Raw genomic sequence first — 22039 nt, 5'->3', positions numbered from 1 at the left:
TCAGCGTCCCAGATACGATTCGATCACACGTTCGTCGCGCTGCACGGCGTCGAGCGTGCCTTCGGCGAGCACGCGACCTTCGGCCATGACCGTGACGAGGCCCGTGTCGCCCGCGAGCGAGGCGACGAACGCCATGTCGTGTTCGACCACCATCATCGAGCAGTGGCCGCGCAAGCGGTTGAGCAGTTCGGCGAGCTGCGCCGTTTCTTCGTCGGTCATGCCGGCGGCGGGCTCGTCGAGCAGCAGCAGTTGCGGTTGTTGCATGAGCAGCATGCCGATCTCGAGCCGCTGCTTCTGGCCGTGCGAGAGCTGGCCGGCAAGAACGCGTGCCTGCCGTTCCAGATGCGTGAGCGCCAGCACTTCCTCGATGCGACGGCGCATCGCGGGCGTGAGGATTGCCCACAGCGCGCGAAACCAGCGCTTGTCGCCCGCGCAGGCGAGCTCGAGGTTCTCCCAGACGCTGTGATGCTCGAAAACCGTTGGCTTCTGGAACTTGCGCCCGACGCCGGCCTGCGCGATCGCCGGCTCGTCCAGGCGCGTGAGGTCGAGCGTCTGGCCGAGGAACGCGCGGCCCGTGTCGGGGCGTGTCTTGCCGGTCACGACATCCATCATCGTGGTCTTGCCCGCGCCGTTGGGACCGATGATGCAGCGCAGTTCATCGGTCTTGATCGACAGCGACAGATCGTTGAGCGCGCGAAAGCCGTCGAACGAGACGGAGATGTTCTCGAGGTAGAGGATCAGGCCGTGCGACGTGTCGATCTCGCCGGGCACCACGAGGTGCGACATGCCGGTGGTGTCGCCGCTGACGGTAACGCTCGCGTCCGGCGCGTCCGTCATTTGCCAGGCGATGTCGTAGTCGGGTCTCATGCGCGGTCTCCGGTGAGCGGGTGAGGTGCGTCGCCTTCGGCTTGCGCGGGGGCCTGCTGGGCAGGCTTGCGCGAGCGCCGCGTGACGAGGCCGATCACGCCCTGCGGCAGCAGCAGCGGCACGAGGACGAACATGGCGCCGAGAAAGAACAGCCAGTACTCGGCGAAGTACGCGGTGAAGAAGCTCTTCGCGCCATTGACGAGGAATGCACCGACGATCGCGCCGACGAGCGAGCCGCGTCCGCCGATGGCGACCCAGATCGCCATTTCGATGGAGTTGACCGGGGCCATCTCGCTCGGGTTGATGATGCCGACCTGCGGCACGTACAGCGCGCCCGCCACACCGCACAGCATCGCCGACAGCGTCCAGACGAACAGCTTGTAGCCGAGCGGGCGGTAGCCGAGGAACATGGCGCGAGACTCGCCGTCGCGCATCGCCGTGACCACCCGGCCGAACTTCGACACGACGAGCGCGCGGCACAGCAGGAAGGCGCCGACGAGCACCGCGAACGTCACGAGGAACAGCACCGTGCGCGTATTGGCCGACGTGATCGAGTAGCCGAGGATGCGCTTGAAGTCGGTGAAGCCGTTATTGCCGCCAAAGCCGGTCTCGTTGCGGTAGAACAGCAGCATGGCGGCGAAGGTCAGGGCCTGCGTGATGATCGACAGATACACGCCCTTCACGCGTGAGCGGAAGGCCAGGTAGCCGAAGATCCACGCCACCGCGCCCGGCAGCGCCACCACGAGGAACATCGCCCAGGCGAAGTGCTCGGTGCCTGTCCAGTACCAGGGCAGCGACTTCCAGTCGAGGAACACCATGAAGTCGGGCAGGTCGCTGTGGTACACACCGTCGCGGCCGATGCCGCGCATCAGGTACATGCCCATCGCATAGCCGCCGAGCGCGAAGAACAGGCCGTGGCCGAGGCTCAGGATGCCGCAGTAGCCCCAAACGAGATCGAGCGCGAGCGCCGCGATCGCGTAGCACATGATCTTGCCGACGAGCGTCATGGCGTAGGCGGACAGATGCAGCGGATGCGACGGCGGGAGCACCAATGCACAGACAGGCACCAGAATCGCCACGGCAAGCACGAAAGCGAGCAGCACCGGTGCGACGTGCCTGGGCAGGAGCCGGGCGCGCGGCGGCGCCTGCACCGGGATCGGAGACGAGTTAGCGGTCGACATTCAGGCCTCCGCGCTGCGCCCTTTGAGCGCAAACATGCCTTGCGGGCGTTTCTGGATGAACAGCACGATCAGGATCAGCACGGCGATCTTGGCGAGCACGGCGCCCCACACGGGCTCGAGCAGTTTGTTGGCAACGCCCAGACCGAACGCGCCCACGATGGTGCCGGCGAGTTGTCCCACGCCACCGAGTACCACGGCCATGAACGAGTCGATGATGTAGCTCTGTCCGAGATCCGGGCCGACGTTGCCGATCTGCGAGAGCGCGCAGCCGCCCAGCCCGGCGATGCCCGCGCCGAAGGCGAAGGCGTAGCTGTCGACGCGCCCGGTCTTCACACCGACGCAAGCGGCCATCGACCGGTTCTGCGTGACCGCGCGAATGAAGAGCCCGAGGCGCGTGAGATTGAGCACGGACCAGGTGAGCCCCACGACCACCAGCGCGAAGATCAGGATGGCGATGCGGTTGTACGGCAGCATCAGGTTCGGCAGCACCGCCACGCCGCCGCTCATCCATGACGGATTGATGACTTCGACGTTCTGCGCGCCAAACAGCGTGCGCACGCCCTGGATGAGCAACAGGCTGATACCGAAGGTCGTGAGCAGAGTCTCGAGCGGGCGGCCGTAGAGGTGTTTGATGACGGTGCGCTCGAGGACGAAGCCGAGGGCGGCGGCCACGAGAAATGCAGCGGGCACGGCGGCCACGAGGTAGGCGTCGAACGCCCCGGGCAGGAAGCGCTGGAACAGCGTCTGCACGACATAGGTCGCATACGCGCCGACCATCAGAAACTCGCCATGCGCCATGTTGATCACGCCGATGAGCCCGTAGGTGATCGCCAGACCCAGCGCCGCGAGCAGCAGCACGCTGCCGAGCGACAGACCCGCGAACACCGTGCCGAAGAACTCGCTGCGACGCTGCGCCGAGGCCAGTTTCGTGAGCGCGATGTCGGCGGCGCTGCGTACCGTGGCGTCGGGTTCGGCGTAGCTGCCGTCGGCCTGTCGGGCGACGATGGGCAGCAGCAGATCGCGCATCTGCGGGTCGCCGGCGGCCGCGATCAGATCGATCGCCTCGCGACGCCTGGCGGGATCGGCATCGTGCAACGCCGACTGCGCCCAGAGTTGATCGAGGCGCTTGCGCAGCGCGGGGTCGGTCTCCTTGCGGCGCGCCTGTTCGATGCGCGTCTTGAAGGCGGGGGACGGGTCTTGCAGCATCGTGTCGATCGCCTTCGCCCGGGCCTCGCGATCGGTCGAGAGCAGGGCGCCGGCCGCAGCGGCGGTGGCGACCTTTGCGCGCAGCACGTTGTTGAGGGTGAGCGAGCCGGCGTCGTCGGCCTTGACCGGCGCGCCCGTGATGGGATCGACGTACTTGTCGCCGTCCTGAATCGCGAGACGATCGCCGATCGTCACGGCCGAATCGTCGGCCAGTGCACGCAGCAACGCGGCGGCTTGCGGCGAGGCGTCGGCCGCGAGGTGGTCGATCGCCTGTGACTTGGCGTCGAAGTCGTCGCCGGCGAGTGCGTTGAGATCGGCGTCGGTGACCGCGGCCTGCGCGGCGGAGGACATCGTGAGTGTGCTACCCAGGCAAAGCAGGACAAGGGCGGCAGCGGACCAGCGTCTTATCGTTATCATTTGCAACCTCGGCATGCGTCCGGCGCCCGATGGCCGGGCGCCGACGCAAGAGATGGAAGGAGCGTCAGACCTTGTCGGGCTTGCCTTCGTTACCCGCGATGTACGGGCTCCACGGTTGCGCACGCACCGTGGTCTTGGTCTTCCACACGACGTTGAACTGACCGTCCGGGCGGATTTCGCCGATCATCACCGGTTTGTGAAGATGGTGGTTGCCGTCCATGACCATGTCGAAGCCGTCAGGCGACTTGAACGACTGGCCGATCATCGCCGTGCGCACCTTGTCGACGTCGATGCTGCCCGCCTTCTCCACGGCCTGCTTCCACATGTGCATGCCGACGAACGTCGCTTCCATCGGATCGTTCGTCACGCGCTTGTCGCCGCCGGGCAGACCCTTCGCCTTCACATAGGTGAACCATTCCTTCTTGAAGGCGTCGTTGGTCGGGTTCTTGATCGACATGAAGTAGTTCCACGCGGCCAGGTGCCCCACGAGCGGCCTGGTGTCGATGCCGCGCAGTTCCTCTTCGCCGACCGAGAACGCCACGACCGGCACGTCGGTGGCCTTGAGCCCCTGGTTGCCGAGTTCCTTGTAGAACGGCACGTTCGAGTCGCCGTTGATGGTCGAGACCACGGTGGTCTTGCCGCCCTGCGCGAATTGCTTGATGTTGGCGACGATGGTCTGGTAGTCGCTGTGCCCGAACGGCGTGTAGACCTCCTGAATATCCTTGTCGGCCACACCCTTCGAATGCAGGAAGGCGCGCAGGATCTTGTTGGTCGTGCGCGGATAGACGTAGTCGGTGCCGAGCAGGAAGAAGCGCTTCGCGCCGCCGCCTTCCTTGCTCATCAGGTACTCGACGGCGGGAATGGCTTGCTGGTTCGGTGCGGCGCCGGTGTAGAAGACGTTCTTCGACATCTCCTCGCCTTCGTATTGCACCGGGTAGTACAGCAGGCCGTTGAGCTCCTCGAAGACCGGCAGCACGGACTTGCGCGATACCGACGTCCAGCAGCCGAACACGGCGGCGACCTTGTCCTTGGTGAGGAGCTGGCGGGCCTTTTCGGCGAAGAGCGGCCAGTTCGATGCAGGGTCGACGACCACGGCCTCGAGCGGGCGCCCCATCACGCCGCCCTTGGCGTTGATGTCCGCGATGGTCATCAGCGCGACATCCTTGAGCGACGTCTCCGAGATGGCCATGGTGCCCGAGAGCGAGTGCAGAATGCCGACCTTGATCGGCGCCTTGCTTTGCGCGAACAGGTTCGGCGCCATGCCGGTGAGTGATGCGGCGCCCGAGAGGGCCGCCATCTGGAGTAGCGTGCGTCGTTTCATGGTACGTCTTCCCCTTTTTCCTGGTTAGACCGGTCGTTCCGGTATGCGAGGGGCTTACGCAAGGGCCGTGCCAGGCACGTCGTGGGGCGAAAGTGCCTGATGCCGGTGCAGCGCGCGCGGTCCGACGCACCGATTCCCCGCTTTTCGCGCCCCGGCGTGAGGCACGCCGGCGCGATGGCGTGCTGAGATGGTGCGCACCGAAATGGCGCGGGCGAGGCGCGGGGTACCTTGGGGAAGACGCGCCCGGACGGCGCTTCGCGTGCGCGCCGGCCGGTGGCGCGAGGTGACGATGTGGCATTTTTTGATGCATGATTGGCATTCGTGCCAATGAGGTCGACGGCAAGATGACGGTTCCCAACGACTCCCCGGTTCGACCTCCTGACCATGACCGATGCCATTGCCGGGCGCGCCGCGCCCCCTTCCCAACCGGATCCCGCCGAGCCCGCGGAGCGTCGCCGCCGCATGGGCCGGCGCTACGCGGCCGTGCTCGCTGCCTGTCAGGCGCTCTACACCGCGGCCTTGTCCGTCGATCTGACGCTGACCGGTCTGGTCGGCTACATGCTGGCTTCCGACAAAGGGTATGCAACGCTGCCGTTCTCGTTGATCACCGTCGCTTCGGCGATCACGACGATCTTCGCGTCAATGCTGATCCAGCGCTTCGGCCAGCGCATCGGCTTTGCGCTGGGCGCGTTGTTCGGCACCGTGGGCGGCCTGGTGTCGGTCATGGCGATCTACGAGCGTCACTTCGCAATGTTTTGCGCGGGTACGGCGTGCGTGGGCGTATTCCAGGCGTTCGCCCGCTATTACCGTCTCGCGGCGGCCGATGTGGTGCCCGTCGAAGACAAGCCGCGCGCGATCTCGGTCGTGCTCACGGGCGGCGTGCTGGCGGCGGTCATCGGCCCGGCGCTCGCGGCCGGCAGCAAGGACTGGCTCGCACCGGTGACGTTCGCGGGGTCGTATCTGGTCGTCACGCTGCTCTCCGGCATTTCTCTGTTGCTGCTCGCCGGCTTCCTGCGCGATCTGCCGGTGCATGCGGCAGTCGGCGTGGCTGGCAATCCCGACGCGTTGCCCGCGCGCCCGCTCGGCGAGATCATGCGCCAGCCGATCTACCTGGCCGCGTTGGCCAACAACCTGATCGGTTTCATGGTGATGATGTTCGTGATGACCGCCACGCCGATTGCCGCCGTGGCCTGCGGCCACAGCATCGACGACGGCGCGCACATCATCGAATGGCATTTGGTGGGGATGTATGCGCCGTCGTTCTTCTCCGGGCATCTCGTCAAGCGCTGGGGCGTGGTGCCGGTGCTGCTCGCGGGCATTGCGATGAGCGCGCTTTGCGGCGTGCTCGCGCTGACGTCGACGAGCCTGCCGTACTTCTATGCTGCGCTGGCGTTCCTCGGCGTGGGCTGGAACTTCATGTTCGTGGGCGGCACGACCTTGCTCACGATGTCGTATCGTCCGGCCGAGCGCGCACGTGCGCAGGCGGCCAACGAGTTCATCACCTTCGCCGGTACCGCGCTGGCGAGCCTGTTCGCGGGGCAACTGCTGGCGCGCTTCGGCTGGGCCACGATCAACCAGGCGACCTTCCCGTTGCTCGCGCTCGCCGCGTTGGCCACCGTCTGGTATGCGCTCGACGCCCGGCGCCGTCCGGCACAGGCGACGGCCTGACGACCGAGCCCGCACGCCCTCCCACACCATGAGCCAACCCCCTCGTCTCATTGCCTTTCTGATCGTGCCGCCCTTCGTGCTGCTCGATCTCGCCGGGCCGCTCGACGCCTTCCATGCCGTGATCCGCAACTTCACGGAGAGGGGGCAGCCCGAGCCGTATCGCACGATCGTGGTGTCGGAACATGGCGGCCCGGTGGAGACGGGCTCGGGGATCACGCTGCACACAGAGCCGATGCGCGCGCTCGACGCGATGCAAGTCGACACGCTGATCGCCGTGGGCGGTGCGGTGGCGCACCGGCCGGCAGTGCCGGCCGAGGTAAGCGAGTGGCTGCGTGCGTACGCTCCGCGCGTGCGACGCGTGTGTTCGGTGTGCGTGGGGGCGTTCATTCTCGGCTCCGCGGGGCTGCTCGACGGGCGGCGCGCGACGACGCACTGGCTCGATACCGCGATGCTGCAGACCTGCTTTCCGGCGGCCATCGTGGAAGCCGATCCGATCTACGTGCGACAGGACCCGGTGTGGACGTCGGCGGGCATCACGGCGGGCATCGACCTCGGGCTCGCATTGGTGGAGGACGACTGCGGCAAGGACGTGGCCTTGCAGGCCGCGAGGCGCCTTGTGGTGTTTCTCAAGCGCGCGGGCGGCCAATCGCAATTCAGTCCGCCCTTGCAGGCGCAGGTGGCGGCGGGCACGCCGTTCGGCGATCTGCACACGTGGATGTCCTCGAGGCTCGATGGCGATCTGTCGGTCGTGCGTCTCGCGGAGCAGGCCAACATGAGCCCGCGCACGTTTGCGCGCAGCTACCTGGCGCGCACCGGATCGACGCCCGCGAAGGCGGTCGAGCGCATGCGTCTGGAGGCTGCCCGCTTCGCCCTGCTTGATTCGGAAGCCCCGCTCAAGCGCATTGCCGCCCGGGTGGGCTTTGGCGACGAACAGAACCTGCGCCGCGCCTTTCAGCGCCAGTACGGCGTAACGCCCGCGGCATACCGCGAGCGGTTCGGGGTGGGGGAAAGCGCGTCGTCCGTCACGGTAGAGCGTCACCGTAGACCGTAGACCGTCAGTCTACGCGGCCAACTTCCCCGCAGCGGCGCGATCCAGGAAGCGGAACAGGCGAGCGTCGTCGGAGTAGGCCACGTTGAAGCGGAACCAATGGCAAGGTTCGTTGTGCGCGAGGAAGAACTCGCCCGGGGCGAGCATGATGCTCTCGAGAAGGGCCGCCTCGGCCAGCTCGCGCGCCGGCTGCGCCGTCGCCGGCAGGCTGCCGCACACGAACATGCCGCCTTCGGGCTGCGCCAGCAATGTCACGCCGTGCGATTGCAACTGCGTGATGAGGCGTGCCCGCGAGCGCGTGAGGCGATCGGAGAGCCGTTCGATGTGTTTGCGGTGACGCCCTTCGGTGAGGATCGCGTGCACGATGCGCTCGTTGATCTCCGAAGATGTGAGTCCCGCCACCATCTTGCTGCGTGCGATTTCGTGCGCCAGATCGCGCGAACACGCGAGATAGCCCACGCGCACCGACGGCGAGATCGTCTTCGAGAAGCTCGAGACGTAGATCACGCGCGAGAGACCGTCCATGGCCGCCAGCGACGGCGTGCCGGCCGGCGCCAGTTCACGATAGATGTCGTCCTCGACGATCCAGAAGCCATGCTGCTCCGCGCATTGCAGGATGCGATGGGCCGACGCAGGCGTGAGCGACGTGCCCAGCGGATTTTGCAACGCGGGATTCACGAACAGCGCGCGCGGGCGATGTGTCTGCGCCGCCTGTTCCAGTGCCGCGAGATCGAGTCCCGCCTCGGTGCGGGCAATGCCTACCACGTTCAATCCCGCCAGCCGCAGCACCGCCAGCAGATTGCAGTACGCGGGCGCCTCGACCAGTACGGTGTCGCCCGGCTTGAGCAACGTGCGCACCACGAGATCGAGCGCCTGCGTCGCGCCGTGCGTCAGTACGATGTGCTCGGGCGGCGCGTCGATGGACAGCTCCCCCAGGCGCCGTGCCAGCCATTGTCGCAACGGCCCGTAGCCGTGCGGATGTCCGTAGTGCGCGAAATGAGCGCCCGGGCCCTTGGAGAGCGTGCGAAGCGCGCCGTGCAGGCCATCCTCGTCGAGCCAGCTGTCGGGCAACCAGCCGCAACCGCTCTTCACGGCGATGGAGTCGTCGGCAAAGATCTCCGAGAGCAGCCACGCGTTCGTCACTTCGCTAGCGGTGGCGCCCATCGCCATCGCCCCGCCGGGGTTCGTCGCGCCCGCCTCGCGCGCGTCGGCGGCACCGGCCACGAAGAACCCGGCGCCGCGGCGCGCGACGAGCGTGCCATGCGCCACCAGCCGGTCGTATGCCTCCACTACCGTGAACGTGCTGATGCCGTGCGCCTTGGCCAGCGACCGGATCGACGGCATGCGCATGCCCGCATGCAGTGTCTGGCGCTGCAAAGCCCGCTCCACCTCGCGCACGATCTGGTCGACGAGGGCTTCGGGTTGGGCGCGGTTCAGGGAAAAGGCGAGAGGCTGGACCATGGTGTTGGGGCTGTTGCCAATACAGTTTGAGCAATTGACCGATACAGAATATACATTTTCCAAAGCACTGTACATGTCTGTACCGGTCGGCCTCTCGTAGCATCGATCCCATCCACCCGTGACGGCCTTGCCGTCTCCGGGACATCCTGATCGAGCCCAAGACCTGGGGAGCCCCCGCGATGAACATGAAAGACCTGAATCTCGACATGACGGCGTTCTGGATGCCGTTCACCAACAACCGTCAGTTCAAGCACTCACCGCGCCTGCTGGTGGGGGCCGAGGGCATGTACTACACGTCGTCGGACAACCGCAGGATTCTCGACGGCACGGCGGGGCTGTGGTGCGTGAATGCCGGTCACTGCCGCACCGAGATCGTCGAGGCGATCCGCAAGCAGGCGGGCGAGATGGATTTCGCGCCAACATTCCAGATGGGGCATCCGCTGGCATTCGAGGCCGCGAGCAAGATTGCCGCCATTACCCCGCAGGGGCTCGATCGCATTTTCTTCACCAACTCGGGGTCCGAATCCGTCGACACCGCGCTGAAGATGGCACTGGCCTACCACCGCGCGCGCGGCGAAGGTCAGCGCACGCGCCTGATCGGACGCGAGCGCGGTTATCACGGCGTGGGCTTCGGTGGCATTTCGGTCGGCGGCATCTCGCCGAACCGCAAGGCGTACTCGGGGCAGTTGCTGCCCGCGGTCGACCACCTGCCGCATACGCTCAACATCAAGGAAGCCGCGTTCACCAAGGGGCAGCCGACCTGGGGGGCGCATCTGGCCGATGAGCTCGAGCGCATCGTCACGCTGCACGACGCATCGACCATTGCCGCGGTGATCGTCGAGCCGCTCGCCGGTTCCACGGGTGTGCTGGTGCCGCCGAAGGGCTACCTTCAGAAGCTGCGCGAGATCTGCGACAAGCATGGCATCCTGCTCATTTTCGACGAGGTGATCACCGGCCTCGGCCGTCTGGGCGCACCGTTCGCCGCGCAGTACTTCGGCGTGACGCCGGACATCATGACGATGGCCAAGGGCGTAAACAACGCGGCCGTGCCGATGGGTGCCGTGGCGGTGAAGACGAGCGTGCACGACGCCATCGTCGACGCCGGGAACGCGGGTGCCATCGAGTTCTTCCACGGTTATACCTATTCGGGACACCCGCTGGCCGCGGCAGCCGCATGCGCCGCGCTCGATCTCTACAAGAGCGACGGCCTGTTCGAACGCGCCGCGAAGCTCGCGCCGCACTTCGAGAAGGCCATCCACGGTCTGCGCGACTTGCCCAACGTCATCGACATTCGCAATCTCGGCATGGTGGGCGGCATCGAGCTGTCGACCCGTGATGGCAAGCCGGGTGCCCGCGCGCACGAAGTCTTCGTGAAGTGCTTCGAGAAGGGCGCGCTGGTGCGCTACACCGGCGACATTCTCGCGTTCTCGCCGCCGCTGATCGTAAGCGAGGCGCAAATCGACGAACTGTTCGGCATCGTGGCCGAAGCCATTCGCGAAACCGCCTGAGTCGCGGCGTCTCTCACCGGCACGGGGCGGCCGCGCGCCGTCCGGGCCCTCTCACCCCTCGGGCTCCGATCGGAGCCAACCCGGGACAGACGTCTGTCCCGGACACGGAACTCACGGACATCGACATGAATCAGCGAGTCAACATCGAACGTATCGAGCATTGGATCGGCGGCGCGAACGCGGCGTCGGGCGAGACGGAACTGCGCTTTGGCGAAGTGACGAACCCGGCCACCGGCGAGGTGATCCGCCAGGTGGCCCTGGGCGGCGCGAGGGACGTGGCGACGGCCGTGGCCGCGGCACGCGCCGCGCTGCCGGCGTGGCGCGCCACGCCACCGATGAAGCGCGCGCGCGTGATGATGAAGTACCGCGAGCTGCTCGAGACGAATCGCGAAGCGCTCGTGCAACTCATTACGCAGGAGCACGGCAAGACGCTCGACGACGCGCGCGGCGAAGTCACGCGCGGCATCGAGGTGGTGGAATTCGCCATCGGCATCCCGCACCTGCTCAAGGGCGAGATTGCACCGCAGGTGGGTACGGGCGTCGATACGTACTCGATCCATCAGCCCGTTGGCGTCTGCGCAGGCATCACGCCGTTCAATTTCCCGTCGATGGTGCCGCTGTGGATGTTCCCGATGGCGGTGGCGTGTGGCAACACGTTCGTGCTCAAGCCGTCGGAGAAGGTGCCGTCGGCCGCGCTGCTGCTCGCTCGGCTGGCCAAGGATGCCGGCCTGCCCGACGGCGTGCTCAACGTCGTGAACGGCGACAAGGCGGCCGTCGACGCGTTGCTCACGCATCCGGACGTCAATGCGGTGTCATTCGTCGGTTCGACGCCGATCGCGCAGTACATCTACAGCACGGCGTCGGCCCACGGCAAGCGTGTGCAGGCACTCGGCGGCGCGAAGAACCACGGCGTGGTGATGCCCGACGCCGATCTCGACTTCACCGTCGATGCGCTGATCGGCGCGGCGTACGGATCCGCCGGCGAACGCTGCATGGCGATCTCGGTGGCCGTGGCGGTGGGCGAGGTGGCCGATCAACTGGTGGCGCGACTGGCCAGGGCCGCGAAGGCGTTGCCCGTGGGCGACGGCACCGATCCCGTCGCGCAGATGGGGCCGCTGATCACGCGCGTGCATTGCGACAAGGTCAAGGGGTTCGTCGACACCGGGCTCGAAGAAGGCGCCGAGCTGGTGGTCGATGGTCGCGGCCTGAAGGTCGCCGAGCGCGACAATGGCTTCTTCATCGGCCCGTGCCTGTTCGACAAGGTCACGCCGGAAATGTCGATCTATCGCAACGAGATCTTCGGCCCGGTGCTCTCGGTGGTGCGCGTGAACACGCTGGACGAGGCCATCGCGCTCATCAACCGCAATCCGTACGCCAACGGGACGGCGGTGTTCACCACATCCGGCGGTGCGGCGCGTCGTTTCGAAGACGAGATCGAAGTGGGAATGGTGGGCGTGAATGTGCCGATCCCGGTGCCGGTGTCGTACTTCTCGTTCGGCGGCTGGCGCAATTCGTTGTTCGGCGATCAGCACATCTACGGGCCGGAATCGGTGCGCTTCTATACGCGCTCGAAGGTCGTGACGCGCCGCTGGTCGGAGGGGCGTGCGGCCAACGCCACGTCCTCGCTCGCGATGCCGACGCTCGGCCAGTAAGCGAGCAAGGCTCCGGGGGGGGAGCGCGAGCGGGGCATCGCCCGCGCGACCGCACCCAATGCCATGAAAAAGCCGTCCGGGAGATCCGCGGACGGCTTTTTTGCGAATGCCGTTACCGGACCGGTGCGATCTCGATGCCCTCATCGAGCAGGAAGCTGCGAATGCGCCGCGCGAATTCGAGGGCATGTTCGCCGTCCCCGTGCAGACAGACCGTCTGTGCCTGAATTGGGACGAAGGTGCCGTCGATCGCACGCACGCGTTGTTCGCGCACCATCGTCAGCGTCTGGGCGAGCGCGTCTTCCTCGCGTTCGATCAGCGCGCCCGGCGTGCCGCGTTTGACCAGCGAGCCGTCGGCGTTGTATCCGCGGTCGGCAAACACTTCCTCCACCGCCTGCATGCCCGCCGCGCGCGCCGCTTTCACCAACTCGCCGCCCGCCAGTCCGAAGACCGCGAGGTCGGTATCGAATGCGCGGATGGCTTCGACGAGCGTCTCGGCCAGCGCCGGGTCGCGCGCGGCCTGGTTGTAGAGCGCGCCATGCGGTTTGACGTGAGAGAGCCAGCCGCCCTGGGCACGCACCATCGCGGCGAGCGCGCCGATCTGATACAGCATGCCCGCACGAACCTCGTCGAGCGGGAGTTGCATTTCGGTGCGACCGAAATGCTCGCGGTCGGGGAAGCTCGGATGTGCGCCGATGGCCACGCCGTTCGCCAGCGCCCAGCGCACCACCTGCTGCATGGTGCCGGCGTCGCCGGCGTGCCAGCCGCAGGCGACATTGGCGGAGCTTACGAGCGCGAGCAGTGCCTCGTCGTTGTCGCACCCTTCTCCGAGGTCGACGTTGAGATCGATTTTCATGCGATGTGTCTCCTGCGGGACCGCGGCCTTGCCGGCTTGCCCTTGCGTATGACGCGCTTCAGCGCTTGCGTGTGATGGCCGCCACGCGCGGCGTCGCGAGCACGCCGCTGTCGTGCCAGGCGAGCGCACGCTCGATCTGGGCGAGATAGCGCAGTTGTTCCCGCCATGCTTCGCGCGCCTCGGCGGCGCTGCACTCGGAAAAATATAGCGTACTGCCGAGCCGCGCCTGGCCGAGCCGCCACAGATCGGCGCTGATCACCGTGCCGATCTTCGGGTAGCCGCCGGTGGTCTGCGCGTCGGCCAGCAGGATGATCGGCTGGCCCGATGGCGGCACCTGAATCACGCCCGGCAGCACGCCGTGAGAGAGCAGGTCCTGGCTGCGGTTCTTCTTGCGGGCGAGAGGCTCGGGCCCCGACAGGCGATAGCCCATGCGGTTGCTGTTGGGCGTGACCTGCCACGGATTCTCCCAAAAGTGCTTGTGCGCAGCGGCCGTGAAATCGTCGTATTCCGGGCCGGGCAGCACGCGCACGCGCTGCACCAGCGGGTCCGACAGCCACAAGGGCGGGCGAACGCCCAGCGGTGCGGCGTGGCGTGCGGCGGCGCCCGGATGCGCGATGGCGATACGGTCGCCGTCGCGCAACGCGCGGCCCGCGAAGCCGCCGAAGCCCGCGGCCAGATCGGTACTGCGCGAGCCGAGCGTCTCGGGCACGTCGATGCCGCCGACCACCGCGAGATAGGTGCGCATGCCGAAGCGCGACGGGCGCAGCGTGAGCGTCTGTCCGCGAGCGACGGGGAAGCGCCACCACGACCACACGGGCGTGCCGTCAAGATCCGCATGGCAGTCGGCGCCGGTCAACGACACGACGGTGGCGGATGTGAAGCGCAGCACACACGCGCCCATGGTGATTTCGAGCGTTGCGGCGTTCAGCGGATTGCCCACGAGGCGGTTGGCCACGGCGCACGCCAGCGGATCGACGGCGCCGCCGCCGGCAACGCCAAACGCACGCATTCCGGTACGGCCCAGATCCTGAACCGTGGTGAGCAGGCCGGCACGATGGATATCGATCACAGGTCGAGACTCGCGATGGTGAAGCGCACGCGATCACCCGGCGCCAGCAGGGCGGGCGGCGATGCGGCAGGGTCGAACAGGGCGCTGTCGGTATGGCCGATGATCTGCCAGCCCCCGGGCGAGGTGAGCGGGTACACGCCGGTCTGATTGCCGCCGATGCCCACGGAGCCAGCCGGCACCGACAACCGAGGTTCGGCTCGGCGCGGCGTGGCGATCGACTCGTCGAGCCCCCCGAGGTAGGCGAAGCCGGGTTGGAAGCCCAGGAAATAGACGACGTATTCCGGGGCCGTGTGACGCTGTACCACCGTCTTCGGTTGCAGACGGGCATGCCTGGCGACGTCGGACAGGTCCGGGCCGTGCTGCCCGCCGTAATGCACGGGTATCTCGATGTCGCGCCCGACTTCCCCGGCCACCGGCTGCGTTTGCCAGGCGTCGCGCAGCCGCTCGGCAAGGCCGTCGATATCAGTGGCGAGCGGGTCGAACAGCAGTGTGAGGTTGTTCATGCCCGGCACGACTTCGCGCACGTCGGGCCAGCCGCGTGCAAGGGCCGCCACATGCCACACGCGGCGTTGCGTGGCGAGCGCCGGTGTGGTGCCTGCCTCGCACACCAGGGCACTGTCGCCGAGCGGCAGAATCTTGAGCGTTGTCATGGATTAGCGGGAGATGTCGCCGGGGCGCGGGTAAATGGTCGATTCGGTCACGATCGCGTCGAGCGCCAGATCATGCGCTTCGGCATCGAGTCGCTCGATCTCCAGGGCGTCGTAGGCAATGCCGAGCGTGTGGGGTGCGGGGACGAGCGAATGCAGCGTACGGTCGTAAAAGCCGCCGCCGTAACCGAGCCGAAGGCCGCCGCGCGTGAAGCCCACGCATGGCACGAGCAGCAAGTCGGGCACGACGACCTCGGCGTCGCGCGGCACCGGAATGCCGTAGCGGCCCTCGGTCATGGGCGTGTCGGGGGTCCAGCGATGGAAGACGAGCGGCGCCGACGGCGCGGTCACGACCGGCAGCGCGGCCAGCGAGGCTGCCGGCGCCTGTGCGAGCCAGGCCGAGACAACGTCGCGGGCGTCGAATTCGGCCTGGATCGGCCAATAGAATCCGACACAGCGCGGCGCCCTGGCGCGTAACTCGGCGGCGAGCCGGGCGGAGAGCGCGGCATCGCGCGCGGCGCGTCCGGAGAGTGTGCTGCGCGCCACGAGCAGGGCCTTGCGCAGCGCGGCCTTCGCGGCGCCTGCCGGCGCCCCGTTTTCAGACGTCTGGGCCGCCGTTTGGGCGGGGTCCCGTGCTATGCTTGAATCCACTTTTTACCCGACGCTCCACGAAGATGTCCGAACGTTTCACCCGAGTATATCGCGCCGCCGCGCTTGTCCTGACCGCAGCCGCGCTCGTCGCCTGCAGCACGACCGAGGCGACTGGACGTCCCAAGGCGCATGCGGCGGCCAGCCGCTCGGCGCCCTCGGCCGATACCCTGTCCCAGCGCTCGCCGGACGACATCTTCGTGCAACTGCGTGAGGCCGCCCGCAGCAACGACGCGCCGCGCGCCACCGCGCTTGCCGCCATGCTCACGGACTACGACGTGCCGTCGTACGTCCAGTACTTCCAGATCAAGCCGCGCATGTTCGACCGGTCGGGCAAGGCGCTCATCGATGCGCCGGACGACGACGTCCGGGCCTTCCTGCGCACGTACGACGGCCAGGCCATCGCCGATCGCATGCGCAACGACTGGCTGCTAGTGCTCGGCAAGCGTCACGACTGGCAGACGTTCGATGCCGAGTATCCGAAGTTCGTGCTCGACGACGACACGCAGGTCAAGTGTTACGCGCTCATGTCGCGGGCGTCGCGCGGCGAGAACGTCACGCAGGCCGCCATCGATCTGCTGACCGCGCCGAAGTACTACGGCGAGGGTTGCGTCGACATGATCAACACGCTTGCCGCGAGCGGTCAGTTGCCGCGCAAGGAAGTCTGGCACCAGATCCGTCTGGCGTACGAGGAAAACTACACATCGCTGGGCAAGCAGATCGCCGACGCCCTCGGCGCCACGCGCCCGGACGACACCCTGCTCGACATGGCGGCCACGCGCCCGGCGCAGATCCTCGCGCGCGGCATCGACGGCACGGAGACTTCGCGACAACTGGCGCTGCTCGCCACGGTGCGCATGGCGCGCTCCGATGCCATGCTCGCTGCCAGTAGCTTCTCCGGCATCGCCGGCAGCCTGTCGGCCGACGAGCGTGCCATCGGGTGGGGGGCGATCGGCATGCGCGGCGCGCTGTCGCAGAATCCGATGGCGATCAACTGGTACCGTCAGGCCGGATCGGCCAAGCTCTCCAATACGGCACAGGAATGGAAGATCCGCGCCGCGCTGCGCGCCGGCGACTGGAACCTCGTTCGCGCGGGCATCGAGGCGATGCCCGCATCGCTGCGCGACGACGGCGTGTGGACCTACTGGTACGGCCGTGCGCTGCGCGAAGCCGGCCAGGGCGACGCCGCACGTGCGCAGTTCCAGAAGATCGCCATGCAACCGAATTTCTATGGTCAGCTGGCGAACGAGGAACTGGGCAACAAGACCGCGTTGCCGCCGCGCACGACCGTTACCAAGGCGGAAATCGACGCCAACCGCTCGAACCCCGGCTTCATTCGTGCCGCCAAGTTCTACGACCTCGGTCTGCGCTTCGAAGGCAATCGCGAGTGGAACTGGGAGTTGCGCAACATGACCGACCGTCAGTTGCTCGCCGCCGCTCAGTACGCCAACAACATCGAGCTGTTCGACCGCGCCGTCAACACGGCCGATCGCACGAAGGTGGAGCACGATTTCACGTTGCGCTACCTGATGCCGTTCCGTGCCAAGGTCGAGCCGCTGGCCGCTGCCGTCGATCTCGACGAGGCGTGGGCCTACGGCCTGATTCGCCAGGAGTCGCGCTTCATCATTAATGCACGCTCGTCGGCGGGCGCCGGCGGTCTGATGCAGATCATGCCCGCCACCGCCAAGATGGTGGCCCGCCAGATCGGCATGGATTACACGCCGGGCATGATGCACGACATCGACACCAATATCCGGCTGGGCACGAGCTATCTCTCGGACATCTACAACAAGTTCGACGGCTCGGCCGTGCTCGCATCGGCCGGCTACAACGCCGGACCGGGGCGCCCGCGCACGTGGCGTTCCACGCTCGATCGTCCGGTCGAGGGCGCGATCTTCGCGGAGACGATTCCCTTTAACGAGACGCGTACCTACGTCGAGAACGTGTTGTCCAACACCACGTATTACTCGGCGCTCATCACGGGGCGTCCGCAATCGCTCAAGGAGCGGCTTGGCGTCATCCTGCCCCAGTGAGATACCAGGGACGGGACTTACGCGCCCGATGTCATGAAACGGAGGTGGCGCATGCGCTATAACGTTTGTGTCGTCGGTGGCACCGGATTCATCGGTGGCCATCTGGTGGCCCGGCTGGTGACGATGGGGCATGCCGTACGGCTGCCCACGCGTCGGGTCGAAGCGTCCAAGGCGCTTGGGGTGCTGCCCGGCGTCGAGCTCGTCGAGTGCGACGTGCACGACCCCCGGGCGCTCGAGCGCGTGATCGCGGGCAGTGACGTCGTGATCAATCTCGTGGGTATTCTGCATGGCGAGCGTGGCACGCCCTATGGCCGCGCTTTCGCCCGCGCGCACGTGGAGCTGCCGCGCAAGATCGCGCAGGCATGCAGCGATCGGGGTATCGGGCGCCTCATCCACATGAGCGCGCTGGGCGCCGACCCCAATGGCCCGAGCATGTATCTGCGCTCCAAGGGCGATGGCGAGACGGCGATTCGCTCGACCGGGATTGCCGCCACGATTTTTCGTCCCTCGGTCGTGTTCGGTCCGGGCGACCATTTCCTGAATACCTTCGCAAAGCTGCAACGCCGACTGCCGATTGTGCCGCTTGCCTGTGCGCATGCGCGCTTCCAGCCGGTCTTCGTGATGGATGTCGCACAAGCGTTCGCCGAGGCCATCGACAACGACGCCACCGTCGGCAAGACCTATGAACTTGGCGGCCCGGACGTCTACACGCTCGAAGCGCTCGTGCGATTCGCCGGTGCGGCATGCGGCTGCGAGCGGCCGGTGGTGCCGCTGCCGGATGGCGCCGCGCGGCTGCAGGCGGCGTTCTTCGAAAGGCTGCCGGGCGAGCCGATCATCACGCGCGACAATCTCGACTCGATGCGTGTCGACAATGTCATGACAGGACCGCTCGCGCCCGAACTGGGGCTCACGCCGAACGGCCTGGAAATCGCTGTCGATTACCTCGATGGCGACAATTGGGAACGGCGTCTTTCCGATTACCGGCGTTACGCCGGGCGCTGACGTCCGCCACGTGCCAATCGAAGCGGGCCCGTGCGGCCCGCGCAAGGAAGGTTCTCATGCAACTGATCGTCGCCAACAAGCGTTATTCGTCGTGGTCCATGCGGCCGTGGGTGCTGCTCAAGCATTTCGACATCGCGTTCGAAGAGCGCAACGTGTGGCTCGCACAGCCGGACTCGCGCGAGCAGATTCTGCGTTACTCGCCCACGGGCAAGGTGCCGTGTCTCATCGACAACGGCATCACGGTGTGGGACTCGCTGGCCATTTGCGAATACCTCGCCGAAAGCTACCTTCACCTGCCCCTCTGGCCGAAGTCCCGCGAAGCGCGTGCGCATGCGCGCAGCGTGTGTGCCGAGATGCACAGCGGCTTTACCGCGCTGCGCACGAACATGTGGATGAACGTGGCGGCGCATTGGCCGGGTGCCGGCGCCACGCCCGAGGCGCTTGCCGACGTTCGTCGCGTGGAGGCCATCTGGGAGGACTGCCTGGCGCGCTACCAGGGGCCGTTCCTGTTCGGCGATTTCTCGATTGCCGACGCGTTCTATGCGCCCGTCGTGATGCGCTTTGCGACGTTCGAACCCAAGCTCTCGGCGCACGCGCAGGCGTATGCCGACCGCGTTCGCGAGGTGGCGGCGGTGCAGGCATGGGTGGCGGCCGGACGGGCCGAGACGCAGACCGTGACTTTCTACGAAGTGCGTCCATGAAGATTTATGCTGTGGGCGGCGCGATTCGCGACGCCATGTTGGGGTTGCCCGTCAAGGACCGCGACTACGTCGTGGTAGGCGCCACCCCCGAGGAGATGGTGCGTCAGGGTTTCAAACCGGTCGGCCGCGACTTTCCAGTGTTCCTCCATCCGCAGACGCATGCCGAATACGCGCTGGCGCGCACCGAACGCAAGACCGCTCGCGGCTACCATGGCTTTTCGTTCTACTTCGCGCCGGAGGTCACGCTTGAGGAAGACCTGGTGCGGCGCGATTTCACCATCAACGCGATGGCCCGTGAGGTGTTGCCCGACGGCGGCTTGTCCGACGAACTGATCGACCCCTACGGCGGCAAGCGCGATCTCGATGCGCGACAGTTTCGTCACGTCGGCGAGGCCTTCGCGGAAGACCCGGTTCGAATTCTGCGCTGCGCGCGTTTCGCGGCGCGCTTCACCGATTTCACGGTGGCGGACGAGACGCTGGCGCTGATGCGCCGCATGACCGCCGACGGCGAGGTCGACGCGTTGGTCGCCGAACGGGTGTGGCAGGAACTCTCGCGCGGCCTGATGGAGCACCGGCCGTCGCGCATGTTCGACGTGTTGCGCGAGGCTGGCGCGCTCTCGCGCATCCTGCCGGAAGTGGACCAGTTGTGGGGCGTGCCGCAGCGCGCCGATTACCATCCCGAAGTCGACACCGGCGTTCACGTGATGATGGTGCTCGACTACGCGGCGTCGCAGGGGTATTCGCTGCCGGTGCGCTTCGCGGCGCTCACACACGATCTCGGCAAGGGCACGACCCCCGAGGACGTGTTACCGCGCCACCTCGGCCACGAGGGGCGCAGTGTCGGTCTGCTCGGCCCGCTGTGCGCGCGCTTGCGCGTGCCGGTCGAATGCCGCGAGCTGGCGCAGGTCGTGGCCCGCGAGCATGGCAACATCCACGCCAGTCAAAAGTTCGGTGCGGCGGCGCTGGTGCGCCTGCTGGAACGTTGCGATGCGCTGCGCAAGCCCGAGCGCTTCCTGGAAGTGCTGCAGGCCTGCGAAGCCGATGCGCGGGGGCGTGGTGGAGATTTCGCCAGCGCGCCGTATCCGCAGCGCGAGCGTTTGATGGGGGCGTTGGCTGCGGCGCGTGGCATCGATGCGGGCGCCGTGGCGCGTCAGTATGCCGATCGTCCGCAAAGGATTCGCGACGCGGTGCAGGCCGCGCGCATCGAGGCCGTCGAGGCGGCGGGCTTTCAAGAGCCGACGGCGTGAATTTCCGCGCCGCGGCGCTCCCGATCGACGCAAAGGCCGCCCATGGGGCGGCCTGCTTCATGCGTCATGGAACGGCTTCCGCCCCGGCGGCTTAATCGAACGCCTTGTCGTTCGGGTTTGCGTAGAGCTGCTTGAGTTGCTCGCTCATCGGGAAGTTGAAGTTGATGTGCTTCGGCGGCACCGGCGATTCGAACCACTTCTTGTACATCGTGTTGATTTCGCCGCTCTTCATCACGCCGGCGAGCGTGTCGTCGACGAGCTTTTTGAACTCGGTGTCGCCGTGCTTCATCATGAAGCCGTAGGCCTCGAACGACTGCGGCGTGCCCGTAACGACCCAGTCATCCGGATTGCGGCCCATGGTGCGCGCGCCGGCGAGCAGCACGTCGTCCATCATGAATGCCTGCACACGACCGCCCTGGAGCATGGTGAACGACTCGCCGTAGTCCTTGCCCGAGATGACGCTCATGTTCATCTTCTTGTCGTTGTTCATCTTGTTGAGGATGCGCTCCGACGTCGTGCCCGCGTTGGTGACCACCGGCTTGCCAGCCAGATCCGGGAAGTCCTTGATGCCGGACTGCTTGTTCACCAGCAGGCGCGTGCCCGCGACGAAGAACGTGTTCGAGAAATTCACCTGCGCCTGACGCGACTTGAGGTTCGTCGTCACGCCGCACTCGATGTCCACCGTGCCATTCTGCACGAGCGCGATGCGGTTCTGGGACGTCACGGGAATGAAGCGCACTTGTAGGTCGGGCTTCTTCAGACGCGTCTTCACCACCTCGACGATCTTGTTGCAGAGGTCCTGTGAATAGCCGATGACGTTGTGATTGTTGTCGTAGTACGAGAACGGAATCGACGATTCGCGATGGCCGATCGAGATCACCCCGCTGCTCTCGATCTTCTGCAAGGTCTCCGATGCGGGCTGGGCCTGCGCCACGCTCGTCGCGACACACATCGTCACGGCCAGCACCGCACCCAACGTTCCCCCGGTCAATCGCATCTTCATCATGTCCTGCTCCTGAAATGGTCTCACCCTGATTCATGATTGAATCATTTGTTTCATAATAATTTTTTTGCAACAAACGATCAAATCATTGTTAACCCTAGCGCTGGCATGGGGGTTGTCGACACGTCGCGTTCAATGACGCGCGAAGGCGCGCCGGACGGACATGGGCGACATGGACGTCGATCTTGAGGTGGGCTCGGCAATCGGGGATGGGGGAGGGGGAGCGCGGCCACAACATGCAACAGGTGTTGCGCCCTCCCCGGAGGTGTCACCGAAAAGTGTTACAGCAAGCGGATCAGCAGGTTGAAGACGAGCGAGAGCACGACCGTCGATGCGAAGGGAAACACCATCTCGCGTCCGCGCCAGCGCAGGCGCAGATCGCCAGGCAAGCGGCCGATGCCGAGCTTGGCGAGCCACGGCGAGGCGGCGGAGAGGATGCAGATCGCGAAGAAGATCGTCAACATCCAGCGAAACATCGGCATGGGGCCTCGGGGCAGGGTGGGTGGG

Annotated in this window: 19 protein-coding genes; 8 read left to right on the top strand and 11 right to left on the bottom strand. The window is 66.5% G+C overall.

Annotated features, from left to right (window positions below; genetic code table 11):
* The 4 genes from urtD to urtA all read right to left on the bottom strand — a co-directional run bounded on the left by urtD (position 1) and on the right by urtA (position 4932).
* Positions 1-837 (bottom strand): urea ABC transporter ATP-binding protein UrtD, encoded by an 837-nt coding sequence (gene urtD, locus PMO31116_RS06600; RefSeq protein ID WP_028731276.1) that lies wholly within the window; start codon positions 835-837, stop codon positions 1-3.
* A gap of 26 nt (positions 838-863) precedes the next feature.
* A complete protein-coding gene (urtC, locus tag PMO31116_RS06595) occupies positions 864-2048 on the bottom strand; it encodes an urea ABC transporter permease subunit UrtC (RefSeq protein WP_150566032.1) in 1185 nt (394 codons plus the stop codon).
* Entirely contained in the window at positions 2049-3671 is a 1623-nt protein-coding gene (urtB, locus tag PMO31116_RS06590) for an urea ABC transporter permease subunit UrtB (protein ID WP_150566031.1), read from the bottom strand. It abuts the gene before it with no gap.
* Between the two features lie 64 nt (positions 3672-3735).
* Positions 3736-4932 carry an urea ABC transporter substrate-binding protein gene (gene urtA / locus PMO31116_RS06585; RefSeq protein ID WP_425494776.1) on the bottom strand — a complete coding sequence of 399 codons (1197 nt, stop codon included), beginning with the start codon at positions 4930-4932 and terminating at the stop codon, positions 3736-3738.
* Positions 4933-5376: 444 nt separating this feature from the next.
* Here urtA and PMO31116_RS06580 point away from each other — a divergent pair, with 444 nt between their 5' ends.
* Together PMO31116_RS06580 and PMO31116_RS06575 are read left to right on the top strand one after the other, a co-directional pair.
* Positions 5377-6660: an MFS transporter gene (locus PMO31116_RS06580; RefSeq protein ID WP_150566029.1), complete on the top strand. Its 1284-nt coding sequence runs from the start codon at positions 5377-5379 to the stop codon at positions 6658-6660.
* Between the two features lie 28 nt (positions 6661-6688).
* Positions 6689-7711: a GlxA family transcriptional regulator gene (locus PMO31116_RS06575; RefSeq protein ID WP_150566028.1), complete on the top strand. Its 1023-nt coding sequence runs from the start codon at positions 6689-6691 to the stop codon at positions 7709-7711.
* Positions 7712-7720: 9 nt separating this feature from the next.
* Here PMO31116_RS06575 and PMO31116_RS06570 read toward each other — a convergent pair whose 3' ends face one another.
* Positions 7721-9169: an aminotransferase-like domain-containing protein gene (locus PMO31116_RS06570; protein WP_150566027.1), complete on the bottom strand. Its 1449-nt coding sequence runs from the start codon at positions 9167-9169 to the stop codon at positions 7721-7723.
* Between the two features lie 179 nt (positions 9170-9348).
* Between PMO31116_RS06570 and aptA the strand changes: the two genes are divergently transcribed.
* Positions 9349-10677, top strand: a complete 1329-nt coding sequence (gene aptA, locus PMO31116_RS06565; RefSeq protein ID WP_023872831.1) for an omega-aminotransferase AptA — start codon at positions 9349-9351, stop codon at positions 10675-10677.
* A gap of 119 nt (positions 10678-10796) precedes the next feature.
* Positions 10797-12329, top strand: a complete 1533-nt coding sequence (locus tag PMO31116_RS06560; RefSeq protein WP_425494775.1) for a CoA-acylating methylmalonate-semialdehyde dehydrogenase — start codon at positions 10797-10799, stop codon at positions 12327-12329.
* 112 nt (positions 12330-12441) lie between these two features.
* Here PMO31116_RS06560 and pxpA read toward each other — a convergent pair whose 3' ends face one another.
* From pxpA to PMO31116_RS06540, 4 genes are read right to left on the bottom strand one after another with little or no spacing between them, the layout of a single operon-like run.
* On the bottom strand, positions 12442-13182 hold the full coding sequence (gene pxpA / locus PMO31116_RS06555) for a 5-oxoprolinase subunit PxpA (protein WP_150566026.1): 741 nt from the start codon (positions 13180-13182) through the stop codon (positions 12442-12444).
* Positions 13183-13240: 58 nt separating this feature from the next.
* Positions 13241-14251: a 5-oxoprolinase subunit C family protein gene (locus PMO31116_RS06550; RefSeq protein WP_150566025.1), complete on the bottom strand. Its 1011-nt coding sequence runs from the start codon at positions 14249-14251 to the stop codon at positions 13241-13243.
* Positions 14248-14901, bottom strand: a complete 654-nt coding sequence (gene pxpB, locus PMO31116_RS06545; protein ID WP_150566024.1) for a 5-oxoprolinase subunit PxpB — start codon at positions 14899-14901, stop codon at positions 14248-14250. The genes PMO31116_RS06550 and pxpB overlap by 4 nt, the downstream gene beginning before the upstream one ends.
* 3 nt (positions 14902-14904) lie before the next feature.
* Positions 14905-15462 carry a 5-formyltetrahydrofolate cyclo-ligase gene (locus PMO31116_RS06540; protein ID WP_150566276.1) on the bottom strand — a complete coding sequence of 186 codons (558 nt, stop codon included), beginning with the start codon at positions 15460-15462 and terminating at the stop codon, positions 14905-14907.
* Between the two features lie 110 nt (positions 15463-15572).
* On the opposite strand from PMO31116_RS06540, the gene PMO31116_RS06535 reads away from it, so the two are divergent.
* The 4 genes from PMO31116_RS06535 to PMO31116_RS06520 are packed head-to-tail and all read left to right on the top strand — an operon-like array spanning position 15573 to position 20529.
* The gene (locus PMO31116_RS06535) at positions 15573-17579 is read left to right on the top strand and encodes a lytic transglycosylase domain-containing protein (protein ID WP_150566023.1); all 2007 of its coding nucleotides are present in this window, start codon (positions 15573-15575) and stop codon (positions 17577-17579) included.
* A gap of 51 nt (positions 17580-17630) precedes the next feature.
* Entirely contained in the window at positions 17631-18581 is a 951-nt protein-coding gene (locus PMO31116_RS06530) for a complex I NDUFA9 subunit family protein (RefSeq protein ID WP_150566022.1), read from the top strand.
* A 56-nt stretch (positions 18582-18637) separates the two neighbouring features.
* Positions 18638-19282, top strand: a complete 645-nt coding sequence (locus tag PMO31116_RS06525) for a glutathione S-transferase family protein (protein WP_150566021.1) — start codon at positions 18638-18640, stop codon at positions 19280-19282.
* Positions 19279-20529: a multifunctional CCA addition/repair protein gene (locus PMO31116_RS06520; protein ID WP_150566020.1), complete on the top strand. Its 1251-nt coding sequence runs from the start codon at positions 19279-19281 to the stop codon at positions 20527-20529. The genes PMO31116_RS06525 and PMO31116_RS06520 overlap by 4 nt, the downstream gene beginning before the upstream one ends.
* A gap of 91 nt (positions 20530-20620) precedes the next feature.
* Here PMO31116_RS06520 and PMO31116_RS06515 read toward each other — a convergent pair whose 3' ends face one another.
* Together PMO31116_RS06515 and PMO31116_RS06510 are read right to left on the bottom strand one after the other, a co-directional pair.
* A complete protein-coding gene (locus PMO31116_RS06515; RefSeq protein WP_425494774.1) occupies positions 20621-21526 on the bottom strand; it encodes a glutamate/aspartate ABC transporter substrate-binding protein in 906 nt (301 codons plus the stop codon).
* A 287-nt stretch (positions 21527-21813) separates the two neighbouring features.
* Entirely contained in the window at positions 21814-22008 is a 195-nt protein-coding gene (locus PMO31116_RS06510; RefSeq protein ID WP_023872838.1) for a DUF2905 domain-containing protein, read from the bottom strand.
* Positions 22009-22039 lie beyond the last annotated feature (31 nt).

It is taken from the genome of Pandoraea morbifera (genome assembly GCF_902459575.1).
Lineage (GTDB): Bacteria > Pseudomonadota > Gammaproteobacteria > Burkholderiales > Burkholderiaceae > Pandoraea > Pandoraea morbifera.
The sequence above is the reverse complement of the archived record's forward strand: the minus strand, read 5'-3'. Positions and strand labels throughout refer to the sequence as shown.

Excerpts from the sequence above, each read along its gene's own strand:
- urtD (WP_028731276.1), bottom strand. The coding sequence starts at position 837 with ATGACGGACGCGCCGGACGCGAGCGTTACCGTCAGCGGCGACACCACC.
- urtC (WP_150566032.1), bottom strand. The coding sequence starts at position 2,048 with ATGTCGACCGCTAACTCGTCTCCGATCCCGGTGCAGGCGCCGCCGCGC.
- urtB (WP_150566031.1), bottom strand. The coding sequence starts at position 3,671 with ATGATAACGATAAGACGCTGGTCCGCTGCCGCCCTTGTCCTGCTTTGC.
- urtA (WP_425494776.1), bottom strand. The coding sequence starts at position 4,932 with ATGGCGCCGAACCTGTTCGCGCAAAGCAAGGCGCCGATCAAGGTCGGC.
- PMO31116_RS06580 (WP_150566029.1), top strand. The coding sequence starts at position 5,377 with ATGACCGATGCCATTGCCGGGCGCGCCGCGCCCCCTTCCCAACCGGAT.
- PMO31116_RS06575 (WP_150566028.1), top strand. The coding sequence starts at position 6,689 with ATGAGCCAACCCCCTCGTCTCATTGCCTTTCTGATCGTGCCGCCCTTC.
- PMO31116_RS06570 (WP_150566027.1), bottom strand. The coding sequence starts at position 9,169 with ATGGTCCAGCCTCTCGCCTTTTCCCTGAACCGCGCCCAACCCGAAGCC.
- aptA (WP_023872831.1), top strand. The coding sequence starts at position 9,349 with ATGAACATGAAAGACCTGAATCTCGACATGACGGCGTTCTGGATGCCG.
- pxpA (WP_150566026.1), bottom strand. The coding sequence starts at position 13,182 with ATGAAAATCGATCTCAACGTCGACCTCGGAGAAGGGTGCGACAACGAC.
- pxpB (WP_150566024.1), bottom strand. The coding sequence starts at position 14,901 with ATGACAACGCTCAAGATTCTGCCGCTCGGCGACAGTGCCCTGGTGTGC.
- PMO31116_RS06535 (WP_150566023.1), top strand. The coding sequence starts at position 15,573 with ATGTCCGAACGTTTCACCCGAGTATATCGCGCCGCCGCGCTTGTCCTG.
- PMO31116_RS06530 (WP_150566022.1), top strand. The coding sequence starts at position 17,631 with ATGCGCTATAACGTTTGTGTCGTCGGTGGCACCGGATTCATCGGTGGC.
- PMO31116_RS06525 (WP_150566021.1), top strand. The coding sequence starts at position 18,638 with ATGCAACTGATCGTCGCCAACAAGCGTTATTCGTCGTGGTCCATGCGG.
- PMO31116_RS06520 (WP_150566020.1), top strand. The coding sequence starts at position 19,279 with ATGAAGATTTATGCTGTGGGCGGCGCGATTCGCGACGCCATGTTGGGG.
- PMO31116_RS06515 (WP_425494774.1), bottom strand. The coding sequence starts at position 21,526 with ATGCGATTGACCGGGGGAACGTTGGGTGCGGTGCTGGCCGTGACGATG.
- PMO31116_RS06510 (WP_023872838.1), bottom strand. The coding sequence starts at position 22,008 with ATGTTTCGCTGGATGTTGACGATCTTCTTCGCGATCTGCATCCTCTCC.